General features: G+C 72.6%; 17 protein-coding genes and 1 pseudogene. 9 read left to right on the top strand and 9 right to left on the bottom strand.

The genetic code is table 11. The annotated features are described in order from the left end of the window. Positions 1-130: 130 nt before the first annotated feature. Together ACIBUY_RS40480 and ACIBUY_RS40475 are read right to left on the bottom strand one after the other, a co-directional pair. Entirely contained in the window at positions 131-1,363 is a 1,233-nt protein-coding gene (locus tag ACIBUY_RS40480) for a PLP-dependent aminotransferase family protein (RefSeq protein WP_365571180.1), read from the bottom strand. 92 nt (positions 1,364-1,455) lie between these two features. Continuing rightward, positions 1,456-2,778, bottom strand: coding sequence for a helix-turn-helix domain-containing protein (locus ACIBUY_RS40475; protein ID WP_399155351.1), 1,323 nt, complete (start codon positions 2,776-2,778; stop codon positions 1,456-1,458). Between the two features lie 186 nt (positions 2,779-2,964). Between ACIBUY_RS40475 and ACIBUY_RS40470 the strand changes: the two genes are divergently transcribed. The 3 genes from ACIBUY_RS40470 (at position 2,965) to ACIBUY_RS40460 (ending at position 5,427) form a co-directional block, all read left to right on the top strand. Further along, positions 2,965-3,711, top strand: coding sequence for a DUF4232 domain-containing protein (locus tag ACIBUY_RS40470; RefSeq protein ID WP_399155350.1), 747 nt, complete (start codon positions 2,965-2,967; stop codon positions 3,709-3,711). A gap of 74 nt (positions 3,712-3,785) precedes the next feature. After that, on the top strand, positions 3,786-4,721 hold the full coding sequence (locus tag ACIBUY_RS40465; RefSeq protein ID WP_399155349.1) for an NAD(P)-dependent oxidoreductase: 936 nt from the start codon (positions 3,786-3,788) through the stop codon (positions 4,719-4,721). A gap of 13 nt (positions 4,722-4,734) precedes the next feature. Beyond that, the gene (locus tag ACIBUY_RS40460; RefSeq protein WP_365571168.1) at positions 4,735-5,427 is read left to right on the top strand and encodes a nucleoside/nucleotide kinase family protein; all 693 of its coding nucleotides are present in this window, start codon (positions 4,735-4,737) and stop codon (positions 5,425-5,427) included. Here the strand turns inward: ACIBUY_RS40460 and ACIBUY_RS40455 are convergent. Further along, a complete protein-coding gene (locus tag ACIBUY_RS40455) occupies positions 5,399-6,049 on the bottom strand; it encodes a TetR/AcrR family transcriptional regulator (RefSeq protein WP_399155348.1) in 651 nt (216 codons plus the stop codon). The genes ACIBUY_RS40460 and ACIBUY_RS40455 overlap by 29 nt on opposite strands. 164 nt (positions 6,050-6,213) lie before the next feature. Between ACIBUY_RS40455 and ACIBUY_RS40450 the strand changes: the two genes are divergently transcribed. Further along, on the top strand, positions 6,214-7,659 hold the full coding sequence (locus ACIBUY_RS40450) for an MFS transporter (protein WP_399155347.1): 1,446 nt from the start codon (positions 6,214-6,216) through the stop codon (positions 7,657-7,659). On the opposite strand, the gene ACIBUY_RS40445 is transcribed toward ACIBUY_RS40450, so the two are convergent. Beyond that, positions 7,589-8,026 carry an ATP-binding protein gene (locus ACIBUY_RS40445; protein WP_399155346.1) on the bottom strand — a complete coding sequence of 146 codons (438 nt, stop codon included), beginning with the start codon at positions 8,024-8,026 and terminating at the stop codon, positions 7,589-7,591. The genes ACIBUY_RS40450 and ACIBUY_RS40445 overlap by 71 nt on opposite strands. Between ACIBUY_RS40445 and ACIBUY_RS40440 the strand changes: the two are divergent. Continuing rightward, positions 8,001-8,324, top strand: a pseudogene (locus tag ACIBUY_RS40440) (helix-turn-helix domain-containing protein); the annotation flags it as partial. The gene ACIBUY_RS40445 and the pseudogene ACIBUY_RS40440 sit on opposite strands and share 26 nt — an antisense overlap. Before the next feature lie 215 nt (positions 8,325-8,539). On the opposite strand, the gene ACIBUY_RS40435 reads toward ACIBUY_RS40440, so the two are convergent. Then, the gene (locus ACIBUY_RS40435) at positions 8,540-10,126 is read right to left on the bottom strand and encodes a FadD3 family acyl-CoA ligase (RefSeq protein ID WP_399155345.1); all 1,587 of its coding nucleotides are present in this window, start codon (positions 10,124-10,126) and stop codon (positions 8,540-8,542) included. A 100-nt stretch (positions 10,127-10,226) separates the two neighbouring features. On the opposite strand from ACIBUY_RS40435, the gene ACIBUY_RS40430 reads away from it, so the two are divergent. The 3 genes from ACIBUY_RS40430 to ACIBUY_RS40420 all read left to right on the top strand — a co-directional run bounded on the left by ACIBUY_RS40430 (position 10,227) and on the right by ACIBUY_RS40420 (position 12,671). After that, on the top strand, positions 10,227-11,375 hold the full coding sequence (locus tag ACIBUY_RS40430) for a lipid-transfer protein (protein WP_365571153.1): 1,149 nt from the start codon (positions 10,227-10,229) through the stop codon (positions 11,373-11,375). Positions 11,376-11,436: 61 nt separating this feature from the next. Next, positions 11,437-11,901, top strand: a complete 465-nt coding sequence (locus ACIBUY_RS40425) for a Zn-ribbon domain-containing OB-fold protein (RefSeq protein ID WP_399155344.1) — start codon at positions 11,437-11,439, stop codon at positions 11,899-11,901. Continuing rightward, entirely contained in the window at positions 11,898-12,671 is a 774-nt protein-coding gene (locus tag ACIBUY_RS40420) for an enoyl-CoA hydratase/isomerase family protein (RefSeq protein ID WP_399155343.1), read from the top strand. Before ACIBUY_RS40425 ends, ACIBUY_RS40420 begins: the two co-directional genes overlap by 4 nt. Positions 12,672-12,678: 7 nt before the next feature. On the opposite strand, the gene ACIBUY_RS40415 is transcribed toward ACIBUY_RS40420, so the two are convergent. Continuing rightward, positions 12,679-13,254: a hypothetical protein gene (locus ACIBUY_RS40415; protein WP_365571314.1), complete on the bottom strand. Its 576-nt coding sequence runs from the start codon at positions 13,252-13,254 to the stop codon at positions 12,679-12,681. Between the two features lie 13 nt (positions 13,255-13,267). Then, positions 13,268-13,408 carry a hypothetical protein gene (locus tag ACIBUY_RS40410; protein ID WP_399155342.1) on the bottom strand — a complete coding sequence of 47 codons (141 nt, stop codon included), beginning with the start codon at positions 13,406-13,408 and terminating at the stop codon, positions 13,268-13,270. Positions 13,409-13,785: 377 nt separating this feature from the next. Between ACIBUY_RS40410 and ACIBUY_RS40405 the strand changes: the two genes are divergently transcribed. After that, positions 13,786-14,325 carry a hypothetical protein gene (locus ACIBUY_RS40405; protein WP_399155341.1) on the top strand — a complete coding sequence of 180 codons (540 nt, stop codon included), beginning with the start codon at positions 13,786-13,788 and terminating at the stop codon, positions 14,323-14,325. On the opposite strand, the gene ACIBUY_RS40400 is transcribed toward ACIBUY_RS40405, so the two are convergent. Beyond that, positions 14,322-16,703, bottom strand: a complete 2,382-nt coding sequence (locus ACIBUY_RS40400; protein WP_399155340.1) for a PQQ-binding-like beta-propeller repeat protein — start codon at positions 16,701-16,703, stop codon at positions 14,322-14,324. The genes ACIBUY_RS40405 and ACIBUY_RS40400 overlap by 4 nt on opposite strands. Before the next feature lie 139 nt (positions 16,704-16,842). Beyond that, entirely contained in the window at positions 16,843-17,658 is an 816-nt protein-coding gene (locus tag ACIBUY_RS40395) for a VOC family protein (RefSeq protein WP_365571135.1), read from the bottom strand. Positions 17,659-17,791: the final 133 nt, after the last annotated feature.

Below are 17,791 nucleotides of genomic sequence, written 5' to 3'. Positions count from 1 at the left end.
CGAAGGGGGCACCTCCCTGCTCGAGGTTGTTCGAGAGCTTGGGGGCGCGTGCCAGACGTCGTGAGGCTGGGGGCACCTCCCAGCGTTAGCTGGGGGAGGGAGTTTGAAGACACGCCCTAGCCGCCGGCCGCTAGCCGTTCAGGGCGCGACCGAGGCGCCTGAGGCCCTCCGCGATTCCCTGCGGTGTCTGCGTCACGAAGCAGAGCCGCAGGGTCGTGGGGTCGGGGGCCGCGGCGTAGAACGGGGCGCCGGGGACGTACGCGACTTTGTGCTCAACCGCCTTGCTCAGCAGGGCGGTTGAGTCGTTTCCGGGGGCGTCGGGGCCGTCGGGGCCGTCGGGGAGCTTCACCCACAGGAACATGCCGCCCTCGGGGCGCGTCCACGTGGAGCCTTCCGGCAGGGCGTCGGGCAGTCCGGCGAGCAGGGCGTCGCGGCGCGTGCCGTACTCCTTGGCGACGCGGGCGACGTGCGCGTCGAGGTCGACGGTCGCCAAGTACCGTGCCGCGGCGAGCTGGTTGACGGTGGGGGTGTGCAGGTCGGCGGCCTGCTTGGCGACGGCGCAGGCGCGCAGCAGTTCCCGGGGTGCGCGCAGCCAGCCGAGGCGCAGGCCCGGGGCCATGACCTTGGAGAAGGTGCCGAGCAGGACGGTGCGGTCGCGGGCGCCTTCGTAGGTCGCGATCCAGGGCACGCGTGCGCCCTCGAAGCGGAGTTCGCCGTACGGGTCGTCCTCGACGATCCACAGTCCGCGGCGGGCCGCGATCCCGGCGATGGCCGCGCGGCGCTCGGCCGGCAGGGTGCGCCCGGTCGGGTTCTGGAAGGTGGGGACGGTGTAGAGCAGCTTGGGCCGGTGCTCGGCGACGAGCGCGTCCAGGGCGTCCGGGTCGATGCCGTGCTCGTCGCAGGGGACGCCGACGATCCGGGCGCCGGTGGCACCGAAGGCCTGAAGTGCCCCCAGGAATCCGGGAGTTTCCGCCAGGACGACGTCACCGGCGTCGAGCAGTGCGGCGGCGAGCAGCGAGAAGCCCTGCTGTGAGCCGGTGGTGATCAGCAGGTCGTCGGCGTCGGTCGGCAGCCCGCGGACCGTGTTCCGCGCGGCGAGCGCCTCGCGCAGGTTCGGTTCGCCCTCGGTGGTGGCGTACTGCAGGGCCCGCTGTGCGTCGTGCGTCAGGACGTGGTCGAACGCGGCCGCGATGCCTTCGGTGTCGAAGAGTTCGGGCGCGGGCAGGCCGCCGGCGAAGTTGATGAACTCGGGCCGGGCCGTCACCGCCAGGATGTCCCGGATGGGCGAGCCGCCGGTGGTGGTGGCGCGGGCGGCCAGGGGCGGGGTGGGCGCGGTGACGGCTGTGCTCACGGCTGTGCTCACGGGGCGGCTCCTTCGAGGCGGGCGGGCAGTTGCGGTGACCCTAGGAAGGTCGGTGCCCTCTGCACACACCATTTCGCCATCCGGACAGTGGGCTACTGCTCCTCCCGCTTGATCCATTCGCTGCCGCCCAGCGGGTAGTCGTAGCCGGGGCGGTCCGTGTTCGCGCTGGTGCGGAACGGGGTGCCGTCGTTGTTGATCCGCACCGTGCCGTGGCGGTCGCCGCTGGTCCACTCCAGGCTCAGGTTCCAGCGGACGTCGCGCCCGGTGGTGTGCGCGTTGACGTAGAAGACCTCCGGGTCGGACTCGCTGACCTTGTACGGGAAGTCGCGCTGGCCGTTCTTGGCGGTGACGGTGGGCCTGCCGTTGTCCAGGTCGACGTCGAACGACTTGGTGCCGACGCCGCCGCCGCAGCCGACGCCCATCGAGTAGTCGTTCCAGGCGAGCGGGGCGCCGGTGCTGACGACGTTGACGTACAGCTTGGTGAGGACGACGGTCTCCTTCCCCGTGCCCTGCACGGTGAGGGCGACGCGCTGCTCCCCGGAGGAGACGGCCCCGTACGAGGCGGCCCAGCGCGGTGCGTCCTGTTCGGTGGGGGCGGGCGGGCCGACCTGTCCCGGTTCGCTGTCGACGAGGAAGTGCTGGCTGCACGGGTTGTCGTAGACGTAGGGGCGGGTGGAGACGGTGAGGGGCGTGGCCGCGGCGTCGCCCGACCCGGTGGAGGGCGCGGCGGGGCCGGTGGTCGTGCCCCGCTTCGGCGCGGAGGTGGAGGGCGCGGCGGAGGCGGACCTCTTGGCGCCGGAGGCGGACGGCGACGCGGTGGCACCGTGGGTGCGGCCCGCCGGCCCCGAGGTGCGCGCTGTCGCCCCGACCGCCTTCTGGTCGTCGGCGTCGCCGCCCCCGGTGTGCAGGTTCACGGCGAGCGCGACGGCGCCGAGCACGGCCGCCGCGGCGATGGACGCGATCAGCGCGGTGCGCCTGCGGCGGGACCGGGGCCGGGGCCTGGGTTCGGGAACCCCGGGCAGATCGGTGGCGACCGAGGGCTCCTCGGGTGCCTCCACCACGGCGGGCTCGGTCACGGCGGGCTCCGTCACGGCAGCCTCGGTCACTGCGGGCTCCACCACGGCGGGCTCCACCACGGCGGGCTCGGTCACGGCGGCCTCGGCAGTAGCCCTGCGCCCCCGCGCCGCGTCCGCCAGGATCCACCGCCGGTGCAGCTCCACCAGCTCCTGCGGGGACGCCTTGCACAGTCGGGCCAGGCGCTCCACGGGCGCGTAGTCCGTGGGCACCGCCGTGCCGTTGCAGTAGCGGTGCAGCGTCGACGTGCTCATGTGCAGTCGCTTGGCGAGCGTCCCGTAGCTGAGCCCGGAGCGGTCCTTCAACTCCCGCAGCAGCGCCGCGAAATCGTCCCCGGCCACTGTTCCTCCATCCCCCCGCGTCCCGGCAAAGCATTCCAGGGCACGTGCGTTTCACCTGGTCAGAGCCCGTTTCGGCGTTCCAGCGTCCCCAACTGCCCGGCGATCGTGGCGACTGGGACGGATCACCCCACAAGCTCCAGTCATCCAAGCACCACACCGACCCGGACTTCGAAGGGGCTCAACGACATGACCGGCGTCCGCACCTCCCGCATCCGCACCTCCCGCATCCGCCGCACCCGCCTCGCCACCGCCGCCGCGACCGTCGCGATCGCCGCGTTCTCCCTGACCGCGTGCAACGACGGTTCGGGCGTCAAGGACGAGGGCCCGTCGGTATCGGCGCCCGCGTCCGACTCCCCGTCCCACTCCCCGTCCACGCCCCCGTCGGCCTCGGCCTCGGCGTCCGCCTCCCCCGCGTCCGACGGCAAGCCCGCCCCGGCCACGTCGCAGCCCGGCACCGCCAAGCCGAAGCCCAGGCCGACGACGCCCTCCGACGCCACCGCCGGGCGCCGCGTCTGCGACGGCTCCCACACCAGGACGACCGCGGCCCCGGTCAACCGCCCCGTGAACCACATGCTCCTCACGGTCACCAACACCGGCTCGACCGGCTGCGACCTCTACTACTACCCGGCGGTCAGGTTCGGCGAGGCCCAGTCCGTGCCCCCGGTCATCGAGGAGTCCCAGCCGCAGGCCGTGGTCTCGCTCGAGCCCGGCCAGTCCGCCTACGCGGGGGTCGCCCTGTCCGCGACGGACGGCAGCGGCTCCAACGGCTACACCGCCAAGACCCTCACCGTCTCCTTCGCGGGCCGGGACGGCCTCGCCGACTACGACGGCCCGGCGGCGCGGCCCGCGCTCCCCGCCAAGGGCGTCTACGTCGACGACTCGATCAAGGTCACGTACTGGCAGTCGTCGATGGACAACGCGCTGACCTGGTGACTTACCTTCTGGTCAGCACCCCACCAATTAGTGGGTACTTGTGGGCAATTGGGGCACGCCGAAGGATGACACCCATGACCACTCCCATGACGACTCCCATGACAACACCCGCCACAGCGCCCCTGAAGAACCACCGGTCCACCGCGTCCACCGCGTCCACCGCGTCCGTCCTGGGCCTCGGAATGATGGGCTCCGCCCTCGCCGCGGCCCTGCTCGAGGCGGGTCACGCGACGACCGTGTGGAACCGCACCGCCGCCAAGGCGGACCCGCTCGTCGCGCGGGGCGCCACCGCGGCCGGGTCCGTCGAGGAGGCCGTCGCCGCGAGTCCGCTGCTCATCGTCTGCCTGACGACGTACGACGACGTGGCCAGGCTCCTCCACGACACCGACCTGACCGGCAAGGCCGTGGTGAACCTGACCAACGGAACCCCGGACCAGGCAAGGGAGTTCGCGGCCCGCGCGAAGGCCGCCGGGGCCGCGTACGTCGACGGCGGCATCATGGCCGTACCGCAGATGATCGCGACGGACGCCGCGTACGTCTTCTACAGCGGGGACGAGGCGGCGTACGAGGAGCACCGTCCGACGCTCGCGGCGTTCGGCGGCACGCGCTGGACGGGGACGGACCCCGGCCTGGCGGCGCTCTGGGACCTGTCCCTGCTGACCGGCATGTACGGGATGGTGGCGGGCGCGCTGCAGGCGTTCGCGCTGATCGGGTCCGCGGGGGTGGCGGCGGCGGAGTTCACGCCGCTGCTGACGGGCTGGGTCGAGGCCATGCTGCGGGGCTTCGTGCCCGGCACGGCCGCGGCGGTCGACTCCGGGCAGCACCTGACGGACGTCTCCAGCCTGGCCGTGAACCAGGCCGCGTTCCCGAACCTGCTCGCCGCGTACGGGGCGGCGGGCGTCTCCACCGAGCTGTTCGCCCCGTTCCAGGACCTCCTGGACCGTTCGATCGAGGCGGGGCACAGCGCGGACGGCATGTCCCGCCTGGTGGAGCTGCTGAAGCAGAGCTGACAGGCTGCGGCCCATGGAGCCGTTGGTGTCGTACGTCGATGAACTGGCCGCCCGCGCAAGGACCCTGGCCACCCCGGGCGGCCCCCGCCGCGTCATCGGGATCGCGGGCCCGCCCGGCGCGGGCAAGTCCACGCTCGCCAGCGCCGTGGTGGAGGCGCTCGGCGGCCTGGCGGTACTGGTCCCCATGGACGGCTTCCACCTGGCCGATGCCGAACTGGCCCGCCTGGGCCGGGCCGACCGGAAGGGGGCGCCCGACACGTTCGACGCGTACGGGTATGCGGCGCTGCTCGCCAGGATCCGTTCCCCGCGCGAGGGCGAGACGGTCTACGCGCCGTGTTTCGAGCGGGAGTTGGAGGAGCCGGTGGCGGGTGCGCTGCCCGTGCCGCCCGGCGTCCCGCTCGTCGTGACCGAGGGGAACTACCTGCTGCTCGACGAGGAGCCGTGGTCGAGTGCGGTGCGCCCGCTGCTCGACGAGGTGTGGTGGGTGGCCGTGGACGACGGCGTGCGCGTCGACCGGCTGATCGCCCGGCACGTGGAGTTCGGCAAGTCCCCCTCCTTCGCCCGCGACTGGGTGCTGCGCTCGGACGAGGCGAACGCCCGCCGGGTCGCCCCGGGACGCGAACGGGCGGACGTGGTCGTGGAATTGAACACCGACACCGGCACCGGCAGGCTCGCCCTCACGCCAGGTCGGGCCAGCCGCGCTTGAAGTACGTGAACGCGGCGGCCAGGGAGTCGCGCGGCGCCGGGTCGCCGGCGACGAGGTCCGGCAGCTCCAGGACGTAGCGGGCGAGGAGGCGCAGGCCGACGTCGTCCGGGCTCTTGCCCGACTCCTCGGCGATGACCTCGGCCAGCGGCGCCTCGCAGTTCACCCACAGGGTGCGGGCGTAGCGGCGCAGCGCGGGCGTGCTGACGACGAGGTCGAGGCGGCGCCGGAACTCGTTGTCGAGGTCGTCGGCGAACATGCCGCGCCCGGCCAGGAACGTGCGCAGCGCGTCGAGCACCGACACCCCGTCCCCGCGCTCGCGCACGGCCGCCTTCAGTGACGCCTCGCGCTCCTCGCTGTCGCCGAGGACCAGCGCTTCCTTTCCGCCGGGGAAGTGGGCGAACAGGGTGGTCAGGGCGGTGTCGGCGGCGGCCGCGATCTCGGCGACCTTGACGTTGTCGTACCCGCGCTCCAGGAAGAGCCGCAGGGCCGCGTCGGAGAGCGCCTTGCGGGTGGCGGCCTTCTTGCGCTCGCGCCGCCCGGGTTCCGGCGCCTTCTGAGCCGTCGCTTTCTGAGCCGTCGCCTTCTGAGCCGTCGCCTTCTGCTCCTGAGTCTTCTGCGTCATGCCTCCACCTTACCCGGCACTCCCCTAGTCACTTCAAAGTCGTAGCGATTGCGTTTTCATAGTCGCTATGGTTTTCTGAAATGGAGGCAGCCACAGTCACCTCACTCACCCGAGCGCAGCTGCTCAGCCGCTCAGACGCTCAGACGCTCAGAAGGGAGCCCGCCATGACGTCCACATCCACATCGACATCCATCAGCCCAGCGGAGAAGACGGGGGCGGGAGCCCTCTCCAAGGCCGCGTTCTGGGTGATCCTGGCGCTGGTCCTGCTGGCCGACGCGCTCGACATGATCGACTCGACGGTCACCAACATCGCGGCGCCGACGATCGTCCACGACATCGGCGGCGGCGAGGCCCTCGTCAAGTGGCTCGGCTCCGCCTACGCCCTCGCGATGGGCATCCTGCTCGTCATCGGCGGCCGGCTCGGCGACAAGTTCGGCCGGCGCCGCCTGTTCCTGATCGGCATGACGGGCTTCACGCTCGCCTCCGCGGTCTGCGGCCTGTCCCCCGACCCGGCGCTGCTGATCGTGGCCCGCGTCCTGCAGGGCGCGTTCGGTGCGCTGCTGATCCCGCAGGGCATGGCGATCATGACGCGGAACTTCTCGAAGGAGCAGATGGGCAAGGCGTTCGCGCTGTTCGGCCCGCTGCTCGGCATCTCCTCGGTCGGCGGCCCGATCCTCGCCGGTTTCCTGATCGACGCGGACATCGCGGGCCTGTCGTGGCGCCCGATCTTCCTGATCAACCTGATCCTCGGCACGATCGGCGTCTTCGCCGCCGCCAAGCTCCTCCCGCGCGACGAGGGCGACCGCTCGCTCACGGTCGACGGCCGCGGCTCGGCCCTGCTCGCCGCCACCATGTTCGGCCTGATGCTGGGCCTGATCGAGGGTTCCAGCAGCGGCTGGAACGCCCTGGCGATCGGCTCCCTGGCCGTGGGCCTGCTCTTCCTGGTCCTGTTCTTCCGCCGCCAGCGCGCAGCCGCCGAGCCCCTTATCAAGGCGTCCCTGCTGAAGAACAAGGGCTTCACGTCGGCCCTGATCCTCGGCCTGCTCTTCTTCGCGGCCACCTCGGGCCTGATCTACGTGATCTCGCTGTTCATGCAGCAGGGCCTGGGCGCGGACCCGTCCGCCGCGGCGCTCGGCCTGCTCCCGCTCACGCTCGGCATCATCGCCGCCGCGTTCGCGACGATGGGCGGCCTGACGAAGAAGCTCGGCCGCGACGTCATCCCGCTCGGCCTGCTCCTCACCCTCGCGGGCGGCGGCTACCTGCTCGCCCTCGTCCTCGCTCAGGGCACGTCACTGTCCCTGTGGGCGACGGCCCCGGCGGTCTTCCTCACCGGGCTCGGCATGGGCTGCTGCTTCGGTACGGTCTTCGAGTTCGCCCTCGGTGACGTCACCGCCGAGGAGGCGGGCAGCGCGTCCGGCTCCCTGACCGCGATCCAGCAACTGGCCAACGGCATCGGCTCCGCGCTCGTCACCACGGTCTACTTCCACGCGGGCGCCCCGGCCCACGCGATGACGGTCTCCCTGATCGTCGTCCTCGCGGTCACCGCGCTCTGCCTCCCGGTCTCGCGCCTGCTCCCGCGCCGGGCGCCCGAGGACCCGCACGGCCACTGACACCCCGAACGCGAACTCGGCCCAGACCGCCTTCCCCGGGTTCCGCTCCCCCACCCCCACCGATCCGCACAGGCGGCGACGAGCAACAGGCCCGGCCTCCCACCCCGTCGCCGCCCTTCCGCATCCGCGGGGTACCGGGCCCACTGTCCTGCACCTCTACTCTCAACACGCCTCCCCCGTACGAGAGTTGGAGCCGGTAGCCGCGCCCGGGCGGCACGCCGTGCAGCAGGGCATTGGTCGCCGGTTCACTCACACACAGGAGTACGTCGTCGCTCCGCTCATGCGCGGCGAGGCCCCAGCCGGCCAGCGCCTGGCGTGCGCACCGGCGCGCGGCGGGGACGATGAAGACGGTCGGCCGCCAGCTCAAGACGGCCCGCCAGGCCGCGGGTCACACCCAGGCCCAGCTCGCCGACCTTGTCCGCATGGACGAGGAGACGATCGCCTCGATCGAGCAGGGGAGACGAGCGCTGCAACCGGACTTGGCGGAGGCGCTGGACGAACTCCTCGACACCAAGGGGACGTTGGCGGCCGGTGTGGCCAACATGCCGGAGGTGGACCAGTTCCCGCTGTGGGCGGAGGAGTACATGCGGCAGGAGCGGGAGGCCATCGCCCTCTCGTTCTACGCGAACCAGGTGCTGCCCGGCCTTCTCCAGACCGAGGCGTACACCCGGGCCGTGCTCCAGGAGCGTGTCCCGGCGTACGACGAGGAGGAGATCGATCGGCGGCAGGTGAATGGAAGATCCGCACCGCCCCACCGTCGCGAAGCGACGGACCTCCACCCCCACCGGCCAGGTGAGCCGGCCACGAAACCCCAACCAGGGCACCCGCGTAACCGCCAGCTGAAACTTGGGCCCCATGCGCTTCATGACAGCGACGGTGGTCAGGCGCCCCGCAGTTCCCCCTTCACCACCTTGCCGGAGGCGTTGCGCGGCAGTTCCGCCACGAACGCGACCTCCCGCGGCACCTTGAAGTTCGCCATCTCCCGCCGCGCCCACGCGATCAGGTCGTCGGCGGTCAGGACGGACCCGCGCCGCCGCACCACGTACGCCTTGCCGACCTCGCCGAGCCGCCCGTCCGGCACCCCGACGACCGCGACGTCGGCGACGTCCGGGTGCAGGCCGAGCAGCTGCTCTATCTCCGCCGGGTACGCGTTGAAGCCGCCCACGATGAACATGTCCTTGATCCGGTCGGTGATCCGCAGATAGCCCTCCGCGTCCATCACCCCGACGTCGCCCGTGCGCAGCCAGCCGTCCGGCGAGACCGCCTCGGCCGTCGCGGCCGGGTCCTCGAAGTACTCGCGCATGACGTTGAACCCGCGGACCAGGACCTCGCCGGGCTCGCCGGGGGCCGCCGAGTCGACCCGCACCTCGGTACCCGGGATGGCCCGCCCCGACGTCGCCGCGATCCGCTCGGCCGGGTCCCCGCGCCGGCACATGGTGACGATGCCGCTGGCCTCGGTCAGGCCGTACGCGGTGAGCACGGCCTCGATGTGCAGCTCCCCGTGCAGCCGCTCGACCAGGCGCAGCGGCACCACGGCGGCGCCGGTCACGACGAGCCGCAGCGCCGACAGGTCGTGGGCGTCACGGCCGGGGTGGTCGAGCAGGGACTGGTGGAGCGTGGGCGGTCCCGGCAGGACCGAGATGCGTTCGGCCGCGATGTTGGCGAGGGCCGTGTCCACGTTGAAGACGGGCTGCGGGACCATCGTCGCGCCGCGCATCAGGCAGGCGATGATCCCGGCCTTGTAGCCGAAGGTGTGGAAGAAGGGGTTGATGATCAGGTAGCGGTCGCCCTCGCGCAGCCCGGCAAGATCCGCCCAGATCTCGTACCCGCGCAGCGTCTGCGCGTGCGTGATGACAGCGCCCTTGGGCCGCCCGGTGGTGCCCGAGGTGAAGATGATGTCCGACGGTGAGGACGGTGCGACGAGGGCCGCGCGCTCGCGCACCTCCTCCCCCGTGACCTTGTCCCCGGCCGCCAGGAACTCCTTCCAGGTACGGAACCCGGCCGCCTCCGGCGCACTGTCGGCGAGCACCACCACCTGTTCCAGGTGCGGGAGTTGGGCTCCTGCCTCCTGTGCGCGGCGCAGCGAGGCCACGTACGACGTACCGAGGAAGGTGCCGGTGACGAAGAGGAGCCGGGACCTGGAGCGGGCCAGGATGTCGGCGGCCTCGGCGCCCTTGAAGCGGGTGTTCAGGGGGATCAGGACCGCGCCCGCGCTGACCGCGCCGAGCGCCGAGACGATCCAGTCCAGGGTGTTGGGCGCCCAGATGGCGACCCGGTCGCCCGGTTCGATGCCGGTGGCGAGGCAGGCGGCCGCGGCCCGCTCGACCCGCTCGCCGAGCTCCGCGAACGTGATCCTGGTGCGCCCCTCGACGACCGCCTCAAGGCCGCCGAAACCCTCGGCCGCGTCCCACACCAGCTCCGGGATCGTTCCCCACCCTCGATCCGTCTCGCCATCCGTCGTACGCATCGAACGACCTCCCACCACGCCGTAGCTGACTATCCGTCAGATTAGCTGTAGCCTGACGCGCTGTCAGCACAGAGATCCAGGTGTCCAGGTGGGGGTACCCATGGCGGGACTGAAGGACGCGACGGCGATCGTCGGCATAGGCCAGACGGCGTTCGCGAAGCAACTCCCCGAATCCGAGAAGACGTTGGCCTGCCGCGCGATCCTCGCCGCGCTCGACGACGCGGGGATCGCGCCGTCCGAGGTCGACGCGTTCTCCTCGTACACGATGGAGGAGACCGACGAGGTCGAGGTCGCGAAGGCCGTCGGCGCGGGCGACGTCACCTTCTTCTCCAAGATCGGCTACGGCGGCGGCGGTTCGTGCGCGACCGTCGCGCACCTGGCCGCCGCGGTCGCGACGGGCCAGGCGAGTGTGGGCGTGGCGTGGCGCTCCCGCAAACGGGGCAGCGGGCCGCGCCCCTGGAAGAACACCACCGTCCAACTCCCCACGCCCGCCCAGTGGACGCGCCCCTACGGCCTGCTGCGCCCCGCGGACGAGATCGGCATGCTGGCCCGCCGCCACATGCACGAGTACGGGACGACCCGCGACCACCTCTTCAACGTCGCCCTCGCCTGCCGCAACCGCGCCAACCAGAACCCGGCCGCGATGATGTACGAGCGCCCCCTCACCCGGGACATGTACATGAACTCCCGCTGGATCAGCGAGCCGCTCTGTCTCTTCGACAACTGCCTCGAGACAGACGGTGCGTTGGCGTGCGTCATCGTCTCCGCCGAGCGCGCCCGCGACTGCCGCCAGAAGCCGGTGTACGTCCACTCCGCCGCCCAGGGCCTGCCCGCCCAGCACCACGGCATGGTCAACTACTGGAACGACGACCCGCTCACCGGCCCCGCCTGGACGGCGGCCCGCCACCTGTGGAAGAACTCCGACGTCACCCCCGAGGACGTCGACGTCGCCCAGATCTACGACGCGTTCACCCCACTCATCCCGCTGTCCCTCGAGGGCTACGGCTTCTGCGGACGCGGCGAGGGCGGCTCCTTCACCGAGGGCGGCGCCCTGGAGATCGGCGGCCGCCTGCCGATCAACACCGGGGGCGGCGGCCTGTCCGAGGCGTACGTCCACGGCTTCAACCTCATCAACGAGGGCGTGAAACAGCTGAGGGGCGTCAGCACGGCCCAAGTGCCGGGAGCGGAAACGTGTTTGGTGACGGCGGGCGAAGGAGTGCCCACCTCTGCGCTCCTGCTGAAGTCATAGGGGGCGCGAGGAACTGCGCGCCCAGCCACGACGAAAGCCGCACCCCGAAGGGATCAGCAACATGGCAGACGCGACCGACAACACATCAACAGGTCTCCTGACTCCGACCCCGGACGACGACGGCGCCCCCTTCTGGGACTACGCCGCCCAACACGAACTCCGCGTACAGGCCTGCGCCAACCCGGAGTGCGGCCGACTCCGGTTCCCCCCAAGGCCCTGCTGCCCCCACTGCCAGTCCTTCGACTCGGAGTGGCGGCAGATGAGCGGCCACGGAAGGATCTGGTCGTACGTCGTCCCGCACCCGCCCCTGCTCCCGGCGTACGCCGCGTTCGCCCCCTACAACGCGATCATCGTCGAGCTCGCGGACGCACCCCACATCCGCCTCGTCGGCAACCTGGTCACCTCGGCCGACGCGCCCCTCAACTCCATCGACCCGGACCGCATCCGGATCGGCGCCAGGGTCCAGGTCGTCTTCACCGAGGTCGACGGCATCACCCTCCCCCGCTGGGTCCTGGAGCGGCCATGACGCTGCGCACGGAGACCGACAAGGAGACCGGGGTGGCCGTGGTCACCCTGGACCGCCCGCACCGCCTCAACGCCATCGACGCGCAGACGGCGGCCGAACTGGCCGCCACCTGGCGGGAGTTCAGGTTCGACGACGACGTACGGGCGATCGTGCTCACCGGCTCAGGCGACCGGGCCTTCTGCACGGGCATCGACCGGGACACGGACGTGCCCCAGCCGGACTCCCCGTACTCGATGGACGATCCGCTGCTCACGATCGGCCCGAAGGCGAACGACCTGTGGAAGCCGGTGATCGCCGCGGTGCGGGGGATGGCGTGCGGCGGCGCGTTCTACCTGCTCGGCGAGGCGGAGTTCCTGATCGCGGACGAGACGGCGACGTTCTTCGACCCGCACACCACGTACGGCATGGTCAGCGCGTACGAGACTGGCTATCTGGCGCAGCGCATGCCGCCGGGCGAGGTGGCGCGGCTCGCGCTGATGGGCGCGGCCGAGCGGATGTCGGCCCGGCGCGCGTACGAGACGGGCCTGGTCTCCGAACTCACGTCGCCCGGCGGCGCGTTGGAGGCGGCCGTCCGCTGCGCGACGACCGTCGCCGGACATCCGTCGGCCGCGGTGCAGGGCACGGTGCGGGCGCTGTGGGCGGCCACGGAGACGGCGCGGGCCCACGCCTTCGCGCAGGCCCCGCACCTGATCACCCTCGGAAATCTCCCCGCGGACCGCCAGGCGGAACTCTTCAACTCCCGTACGCCGCAGGGGTTCCGCACCCGCTGACCGCGACTCAGTAGTGCACCAGCGCCTCGGGGTCGACCTCGCAGCGGTCCACGACGGCGTCCGGGTCGTCACCGCCGACCGGCACCTTGGTGGTCACCTTGCCCTTCGCGGGCACCTTGACCTCGTGGAACAGCGCGTTCACGGTGCTGCCGTCCGCGGCCACGAAGGAGACGTGGACGTCGAACCGCACGCTCTTGCCGTTGGGGTTGGAGACCTCGACGGTGGCGTACCGCTTCTTCGCGTCCGCGCACGTGATCAGGCGCGCCGTGCCCTCGCGCGTCGACGACCCGCTCCCCGTCGCGGAGGAGCTCGGCGTGGACCGGTACCCGGGCCGCCGGGTGTAGCCGCTGCCCCCGGACGACGTGTACGAGTCGTCGTCATCGTCGTCGTACGTGGACCCGGAACTACCGCCTGAGGTAGACGAGTTGGACGATCCGGACGAACTGTCGTGGTTCTGCGACGAGCTGCTGCACCCGCCGCCCCCGCCGCTGCTGTGTCCGCGTCCGTGCCGCCCGGTGGTGAACCCCGTCAGGGCGAGCCCCAGGAGCACCGCGACGGCCGTCAGTCTGATTCCCCGTTTCATCACGCGGGGGACCTTACCCGCCCCGCAGCTCCTTGATTCTGGGCGCCCGGCTCTTCACCGGGTCGAGGACGGTGCCGCGCGCGTCGCCCAACTGCTCGCGGATGTACGTCTCCACGTCGTACTCCCACAGCCCGACGACGCGCCCCCGGTCCACGACGAGGTACGCGGGGCCTTGAAGCCGGCGTACTCGGCATGGGGAGTTCGGCCGGCAGGAGCAGGCCGTCGCCGACGTCCACCAGGTCGAGCTCGGCCAGTGCCTTCTTCGCCACGGCCGCCGTGACCCCGGAGAACCAGCGGAAGTGCGCGAGCGGGGCGGGCGCCGCCCACGCGAAGTAGCGGCGGGCGAGCTCGACGGGTGCGGCCTACGGGTGCGGTCTGCCCCGCGTCCCCCGTCGCCTTCTTGATGCCCGCGGGATCGAGCGGGACGTCGCCGAGCGCCGCGACGACCGTCCCGCGCGGGGCCAGTCTGCCGCGTGGCAGGGGTCCCGGACCCGGCGTAGCGTCGAAGGGCGAGAGCAAGGAGGAGTCCGGATGACCGCGCGCAATGTCGTCGGGTCGGTGCTCGCTCTCCTCGGAGCGACGGCCGCCGTCTCCAGCCCCTTCCGTGCCTGGTACGACGGCCGTCACGGACGCGACTACCGCCTCGGGGACCTCTTCTCGGGCAGCGGCGTCACGGACGTACGGGCCGAACTCTTCGGCTCCCTGTTCCTGCCGTTCGTCGTGGCCGCGCTCCTCACGCTGGTCGGCGTCGTCCTGCGCTCCCGCCTGACGGTCGCCTTCGCCGGGGTCGTCGTACTCGGCTTCACCGTCCTGTGGATGGTGCGGGTGGCCCAGGCCGAGGGCGAGCTGGTCCTCACGGCCAACGGGAACGGGATCGGTGACGGGGTCGCCAACGCGCTCGGCGGCGGGGTTCTGCTCCTCGTGGCCGCGCTGGTGATGAAGGGCCGGGGCAATCAGGGGCGCGGGGCTGTTCCGATCAGCGGCTCCGCCGCGGGGCGCGACCGGCCCACCACGTGGGAGAGCGTCGAGCCGAACCCCGACAAGGCAGACGGGACCGACGCTCCTGCTTAGCGGCTCGTCCCGGTCCCCTTCTCCGCGTCCAGGGCGTACACACAGCGGTCCTTGCTGCAGGCGTACACCACACCGTCCCGCACGACCGGCGTACCCGTGATCTCCCCGCCGGTCGCCAGCTTCCAGCGGAGCCGCCCGTCGTCCGCCTTCAGCGTGTACAGCAGATGGTCCGTCGACCCGAAGTGGATCCGCCCGTCGGCGACGACCGGTGAGCCGACGATGTCGCCGCCGGACTGGAAGCGCCACTTCGGGGTGCCGGTCACCGCGTCCAGGGTGTAGAGCCCCTGGCCGCTGCCGACGTGGACGTGGCCGTGCGCGACGAGGACCGGGTCGATGGACGCGGGCCTGGCCTCGGTCGCGATGCGCCAGCGGTCGCGGCCGTCCGTCGCGTCGAGGGCGTAGACGGTGCCGAGGTGGTCGGCGAGGTAGACGCCGCCGCCGGTGACGGCCGGGCCCGGCGCGAACGCGGGCGGGCACAGGAACACCGCGGGCGCCTCGAAGTGCCAGCGCACATGGCCCGAGCCGGTCTCGATGGCGAGGACGCGGGTGCCGGCCGCGACGTACACGTAGCCGTCGGCGGCGGGGGTGAGCCGGACCGGGACGCCGCCGCAGGACGCCGCGTCGCCGATCGGGTACGACCAGCGCTCCTCGCCGGTGCGGGCCTCCAGGGCGCGCAGGCGGGCGTCCTGCCAGACGAACACGGTGCCGTCGTGGACGACGGGGCCCGCCTCGGGCGCCTCGAAGTCGGTCTGGCAGCCGGTGATCTCCCACAGCATGTCGCCGTTGACGGCCTCGCGGGCCTGGACGCCGCCGCCGCGGGTGCCGGTGACGACGGTGCCGCGGTCGGCCTGGAGCGCGTACACCCAGGAGTCGGTCTGCAGGCGCCACAGGTCGGCGCCCTCGCGGGCGTCGAGGGCCCACAGGGTCGGGCCGTCGGAGGCGTGGATGCGGCCGTCGGCGACGGCCATGGACCAGGCGACGTCGCGGGTCTTGAAGCGGCGCCGGCCGGTGGCCACGTCGAGGGCGTGGACCTCGAAGGACGTGACGTAGACCTGGTCGCCCGCGACCGTCGGCGTCCCCCACACGTCGTTCGACATGCGGAACCGCCACGGCCGCCAGGCGGCGCCGCTCTCGGCGGCGGGCGCGGGCACGACGGGCGCGGCGGGCGCGACAGGTCCGGTCGGGTCCGCCGTGCCGTTGACCGCGGGCCTGGCCGCGCGGGACCAGGACGCGGCGAGGACGGACTCGGCGGGCGGCGCCTTGACGGCGGCGGCGCGCGCGTCGGCGACCCGCGGCCCGGGCCCGATCGGCACCTGCGCCCCGGCCAGGTGGACGGGCCCGTCGGCGGCGAAGCCGGTGCCCGACGCGACCGGCGTGGGCCGCCAGCCGTCGCCGGAGGCGGGCCCCGGCGGCTGCGGCGGCATCGCGGGCACGGGCGCGCCGTGGCCCGGGGTGCGGCCGGTCGGCGGCTTCACCGTGGGGCGGCCGCCGCGGCGGGACTCGATGAGGGCGACGGACCGCTCGGGCAGCCAGGCGGACGCGGTGCCGCTGTCGTCGCTGCCGGAGCCGAAGAGGTGCGGCGCGAGCTGGGCCTGGAGGTCGGCGGGAGACGGCCGCATCGCCGCCTCCATGTGCATGCACGTCTCGATGAGGGGGCGCAGCTCCGCCGGGAGCCCTTCGAGGTCGGGGCCCTCGCGCAGCAGCATGAAGACGGTCTCGACGGGGTTCGCGCCGTGGAAGGGGGCGTGCCCGGTGGCGGCGAAGACGAGGGTGGAGCCGAGCGAGAAGACGTCGCTCGCACCCGTCACGCTGCGCGAGTCCTTCGCCTGCTCGGGCGACATGTACGCGGGCGTGCCCACCGCCACGTTCGTCATGGTCAGGCGAGTGTTGGAGACGCCGGACGCGATGCCGAAGTCGATGACGCGGGGCCCGTCCTCGACGACGAGGACGTTCGACGGCTTCAGGTCGCGGTGGACCAGGCCCGCGCCGTGGATCGACTGGAGGGCTTCCGCGACGCCCGCCGCCAGCCAGCGCACCGCCTGGGCCGGGAGCGGCCCGCACTCATTCACTATTTCTTCGAGGGAGGGCGCGGGCACGTACGCGGTGGCGAGCCACGGCACGGCCGCACGCGGGTCGGCGTCGACGACGGCGGCCGTGTAGAAGCCGGACACCGCCCGGGCCGCCTCGACCTCGCGCGTGAAACGCACCCGGAACAGCTGGTCCTCGGCGAGTTCCGTACGCACCGTCTTGATCGCCACGCGCCGGCCGGACGCCGAGCGTGCCAGATAGACCAGACCCATGCCGCCCGCGCCGAGCCGTCCCAGGACCTCGAACGGACCGATCCGCCTCGGATCGTGCTGCGTCAGCTGATCCACCACTTGCCTGCCACCTCCCCGTACGGGCCACCGCAGTCACGGCCCCCGTCAGCGTCTCACCACCGAAGCGCCACGGCGGCACGCACCCCGATTGTTCCTGTCGGAGGCGCCCGTGGCGAACCCGGGGGCAAAACGGGGTGTCTCAGGCGCGAAGCGGCGCCCCCGCGGCCTCCCACAGGGCGAATTCCGCGCCCTGGTCGTCGCGGAGGACCGCGATCCGGCCGTACGGGCTGTTGCGCGGCGCCACCAGGACGTGTCCGCCGAGCCGGGCGGCCTCGGCGCAGGCCGCTTCCGCGGCGGTGACGCCGAAGTGCAGCAGGAAGCGCGGGGCCTCGCCGGGCGTGTGCAGGCGGGTCAGGCCCGGGGGGCCGGTGCGCGGCGCCTGGCCCTCGGGCGCGGACGGCCGCCAGTGCCGCAGGCCGGGCTCGGGGACGTCTGCGTCGTGACCGGCCGCGTCATCCACTCCATGACCGGCCGCGTAACCGAAAACGGCTTCGTAGAAGGGGTCGCTGTCCGCCGTGTCCGGTGTCCGCAGCTGTACGTGGCTCAGCGCGCCCGGGGCGCGGGTCCGCTCGAACCCCTGGTGACTGCCCGCCTGCCACAGCCCGAAGGCCGCGCCCTCGGGCCCGGTGGCACGGGCGACGGTGGCCACGGCCCCGTCGGACACCGGGCCCGCGACCACGCGTCCGCCCGCCGCGGTGACGCGCTCGACGGCTGCGTAGGCGTCCCGCACCGCGAAATGGACGCTCCAGGCGGCCTCCCCGGGTGCCTCCCCGGGGGCGAGGGCGCCCACCGCGCGGTCCTCGCCGTACGCCGCCGTGTAATAGCCGCGCTCGGCGCCCGCGCCCTCGTCGAAAGTCCACCCGAAGAGGTCTCCGTAGAAGCGCTTGCCCGCCTCGACGTCGGGGAGGCGGGCGTCGGCCCAGCACGGGGCGCCCTCGGGGAAGTCCGGGTACATGGAGCAACGCTAGCCAGGACCGTCGAGGGGCCGTGACCTTGATTCGAACGTCTGGCCAGTTTCCGCCGGTCCCGGCGGGTCATTTGACCGGAGGTCACCGCGGCCAACCCCATTTGCAGTCGGCCAGATCGCG

The organism is Streptomyces sp. NPDC050085, assembly GCF_044460595.1.
GTDB lineage: Bacteria > Actinomycetota > Actinomycetes > Streptomycetales > Streptomycetaceae > Streptomyces.
The sequence above is the reverse complement of the archived record's forward strand: the minus strand, read 5'-3'. Positions and strand labels throughout refer to the sequence as shown.

Bases quoted from the DNA above. Each gene is read 5' to 3' on its own strand.
- ACIBUY_RS40470 (WP_399155350.1), top strand. From the start codon at position 2,965: ATGACCGGCGTCCGCACCTCCCGCATCCGCACCTCCCGCATCCGCCGC.
- ACIBUY_RS40465 (WP_399155349.1), top strand. From the start codon at position 3,786: ATGACCACTCCCATGACGACTCCCATGACAACACCCGCCACAGCGCCC.
- ACIBUY_RS40460 (WP_365571168.1), top strand. From the start codon at position 4,735: ATGGAGCCGTTGGTGTCGTACGTCGATGAACTGGCCGCCCGCGCAAGG.
- ACIBUY_RS40455 (WP_399155348.1), bottom strand. From the start codon at position 6,049: ATGACGCAGAAGACTCAGGAGCAGAAGGCGACGGCTCAGAAGGCGACG.
- ACIBUY_RS40450 (WP_399155347.1), top strand. From the start codon at position 6,214: ATGACGTCCACATCCACATCGACATCCATCAGCCCAGCGGAGAAGACG.
- ACIBUY_RS40435 (WP_399155345.1), bottom strand. From the start codon at position 10,126: ATGCGTACGACGGATGGCGAGACGGATCGAGGGTGGGGAACGATCCCG.
- ACIBUY_RS40430 (WP_365571153.1), top strand. From the start codon at position 10,227: ATGGCGGGACTGAAGGACGCGACGGCGATCGTCGGCATAGGCCAGACG.
- ACIBUY_RS40425 (WP_399155344.1), top strand. From the start codon at position 11,437: ATGGCAGACGCGACCGACAACACATCAACAGGTCTCCTGACTCCGACC.
- ACIBUY_RS40420 (WP_399155343.1), top strand. From the start codon at position 11,898: ATGACGCTGCGCACGGAGACCGACAAGGAGACCGGGGTGGCCGTGGTC.
- ACIBUY_RS40415 (WP_365571314.1), bottom strand. From the start codon at position 13,254: ATGAAACGGGGAATCAGACTGACGGCCGTCGCGGTGCTCCTGGGGCTC.
- ACIBUY_RS40405 (WP_399155341.1), top strand. From the start codon at position 13,786: ATGACCGCGCGCAATGTCGTCGGGTCGGTGCTCGCTCTCCTCGGAGCG.
- ACIBUY_RS40395 (WP_365571135.1), bottom strand. From the start codon at position 17,658: ATGTACCCGGACTTCCCCGAGGGCGCCCCGTGCTGGGCCGACGCCCGC.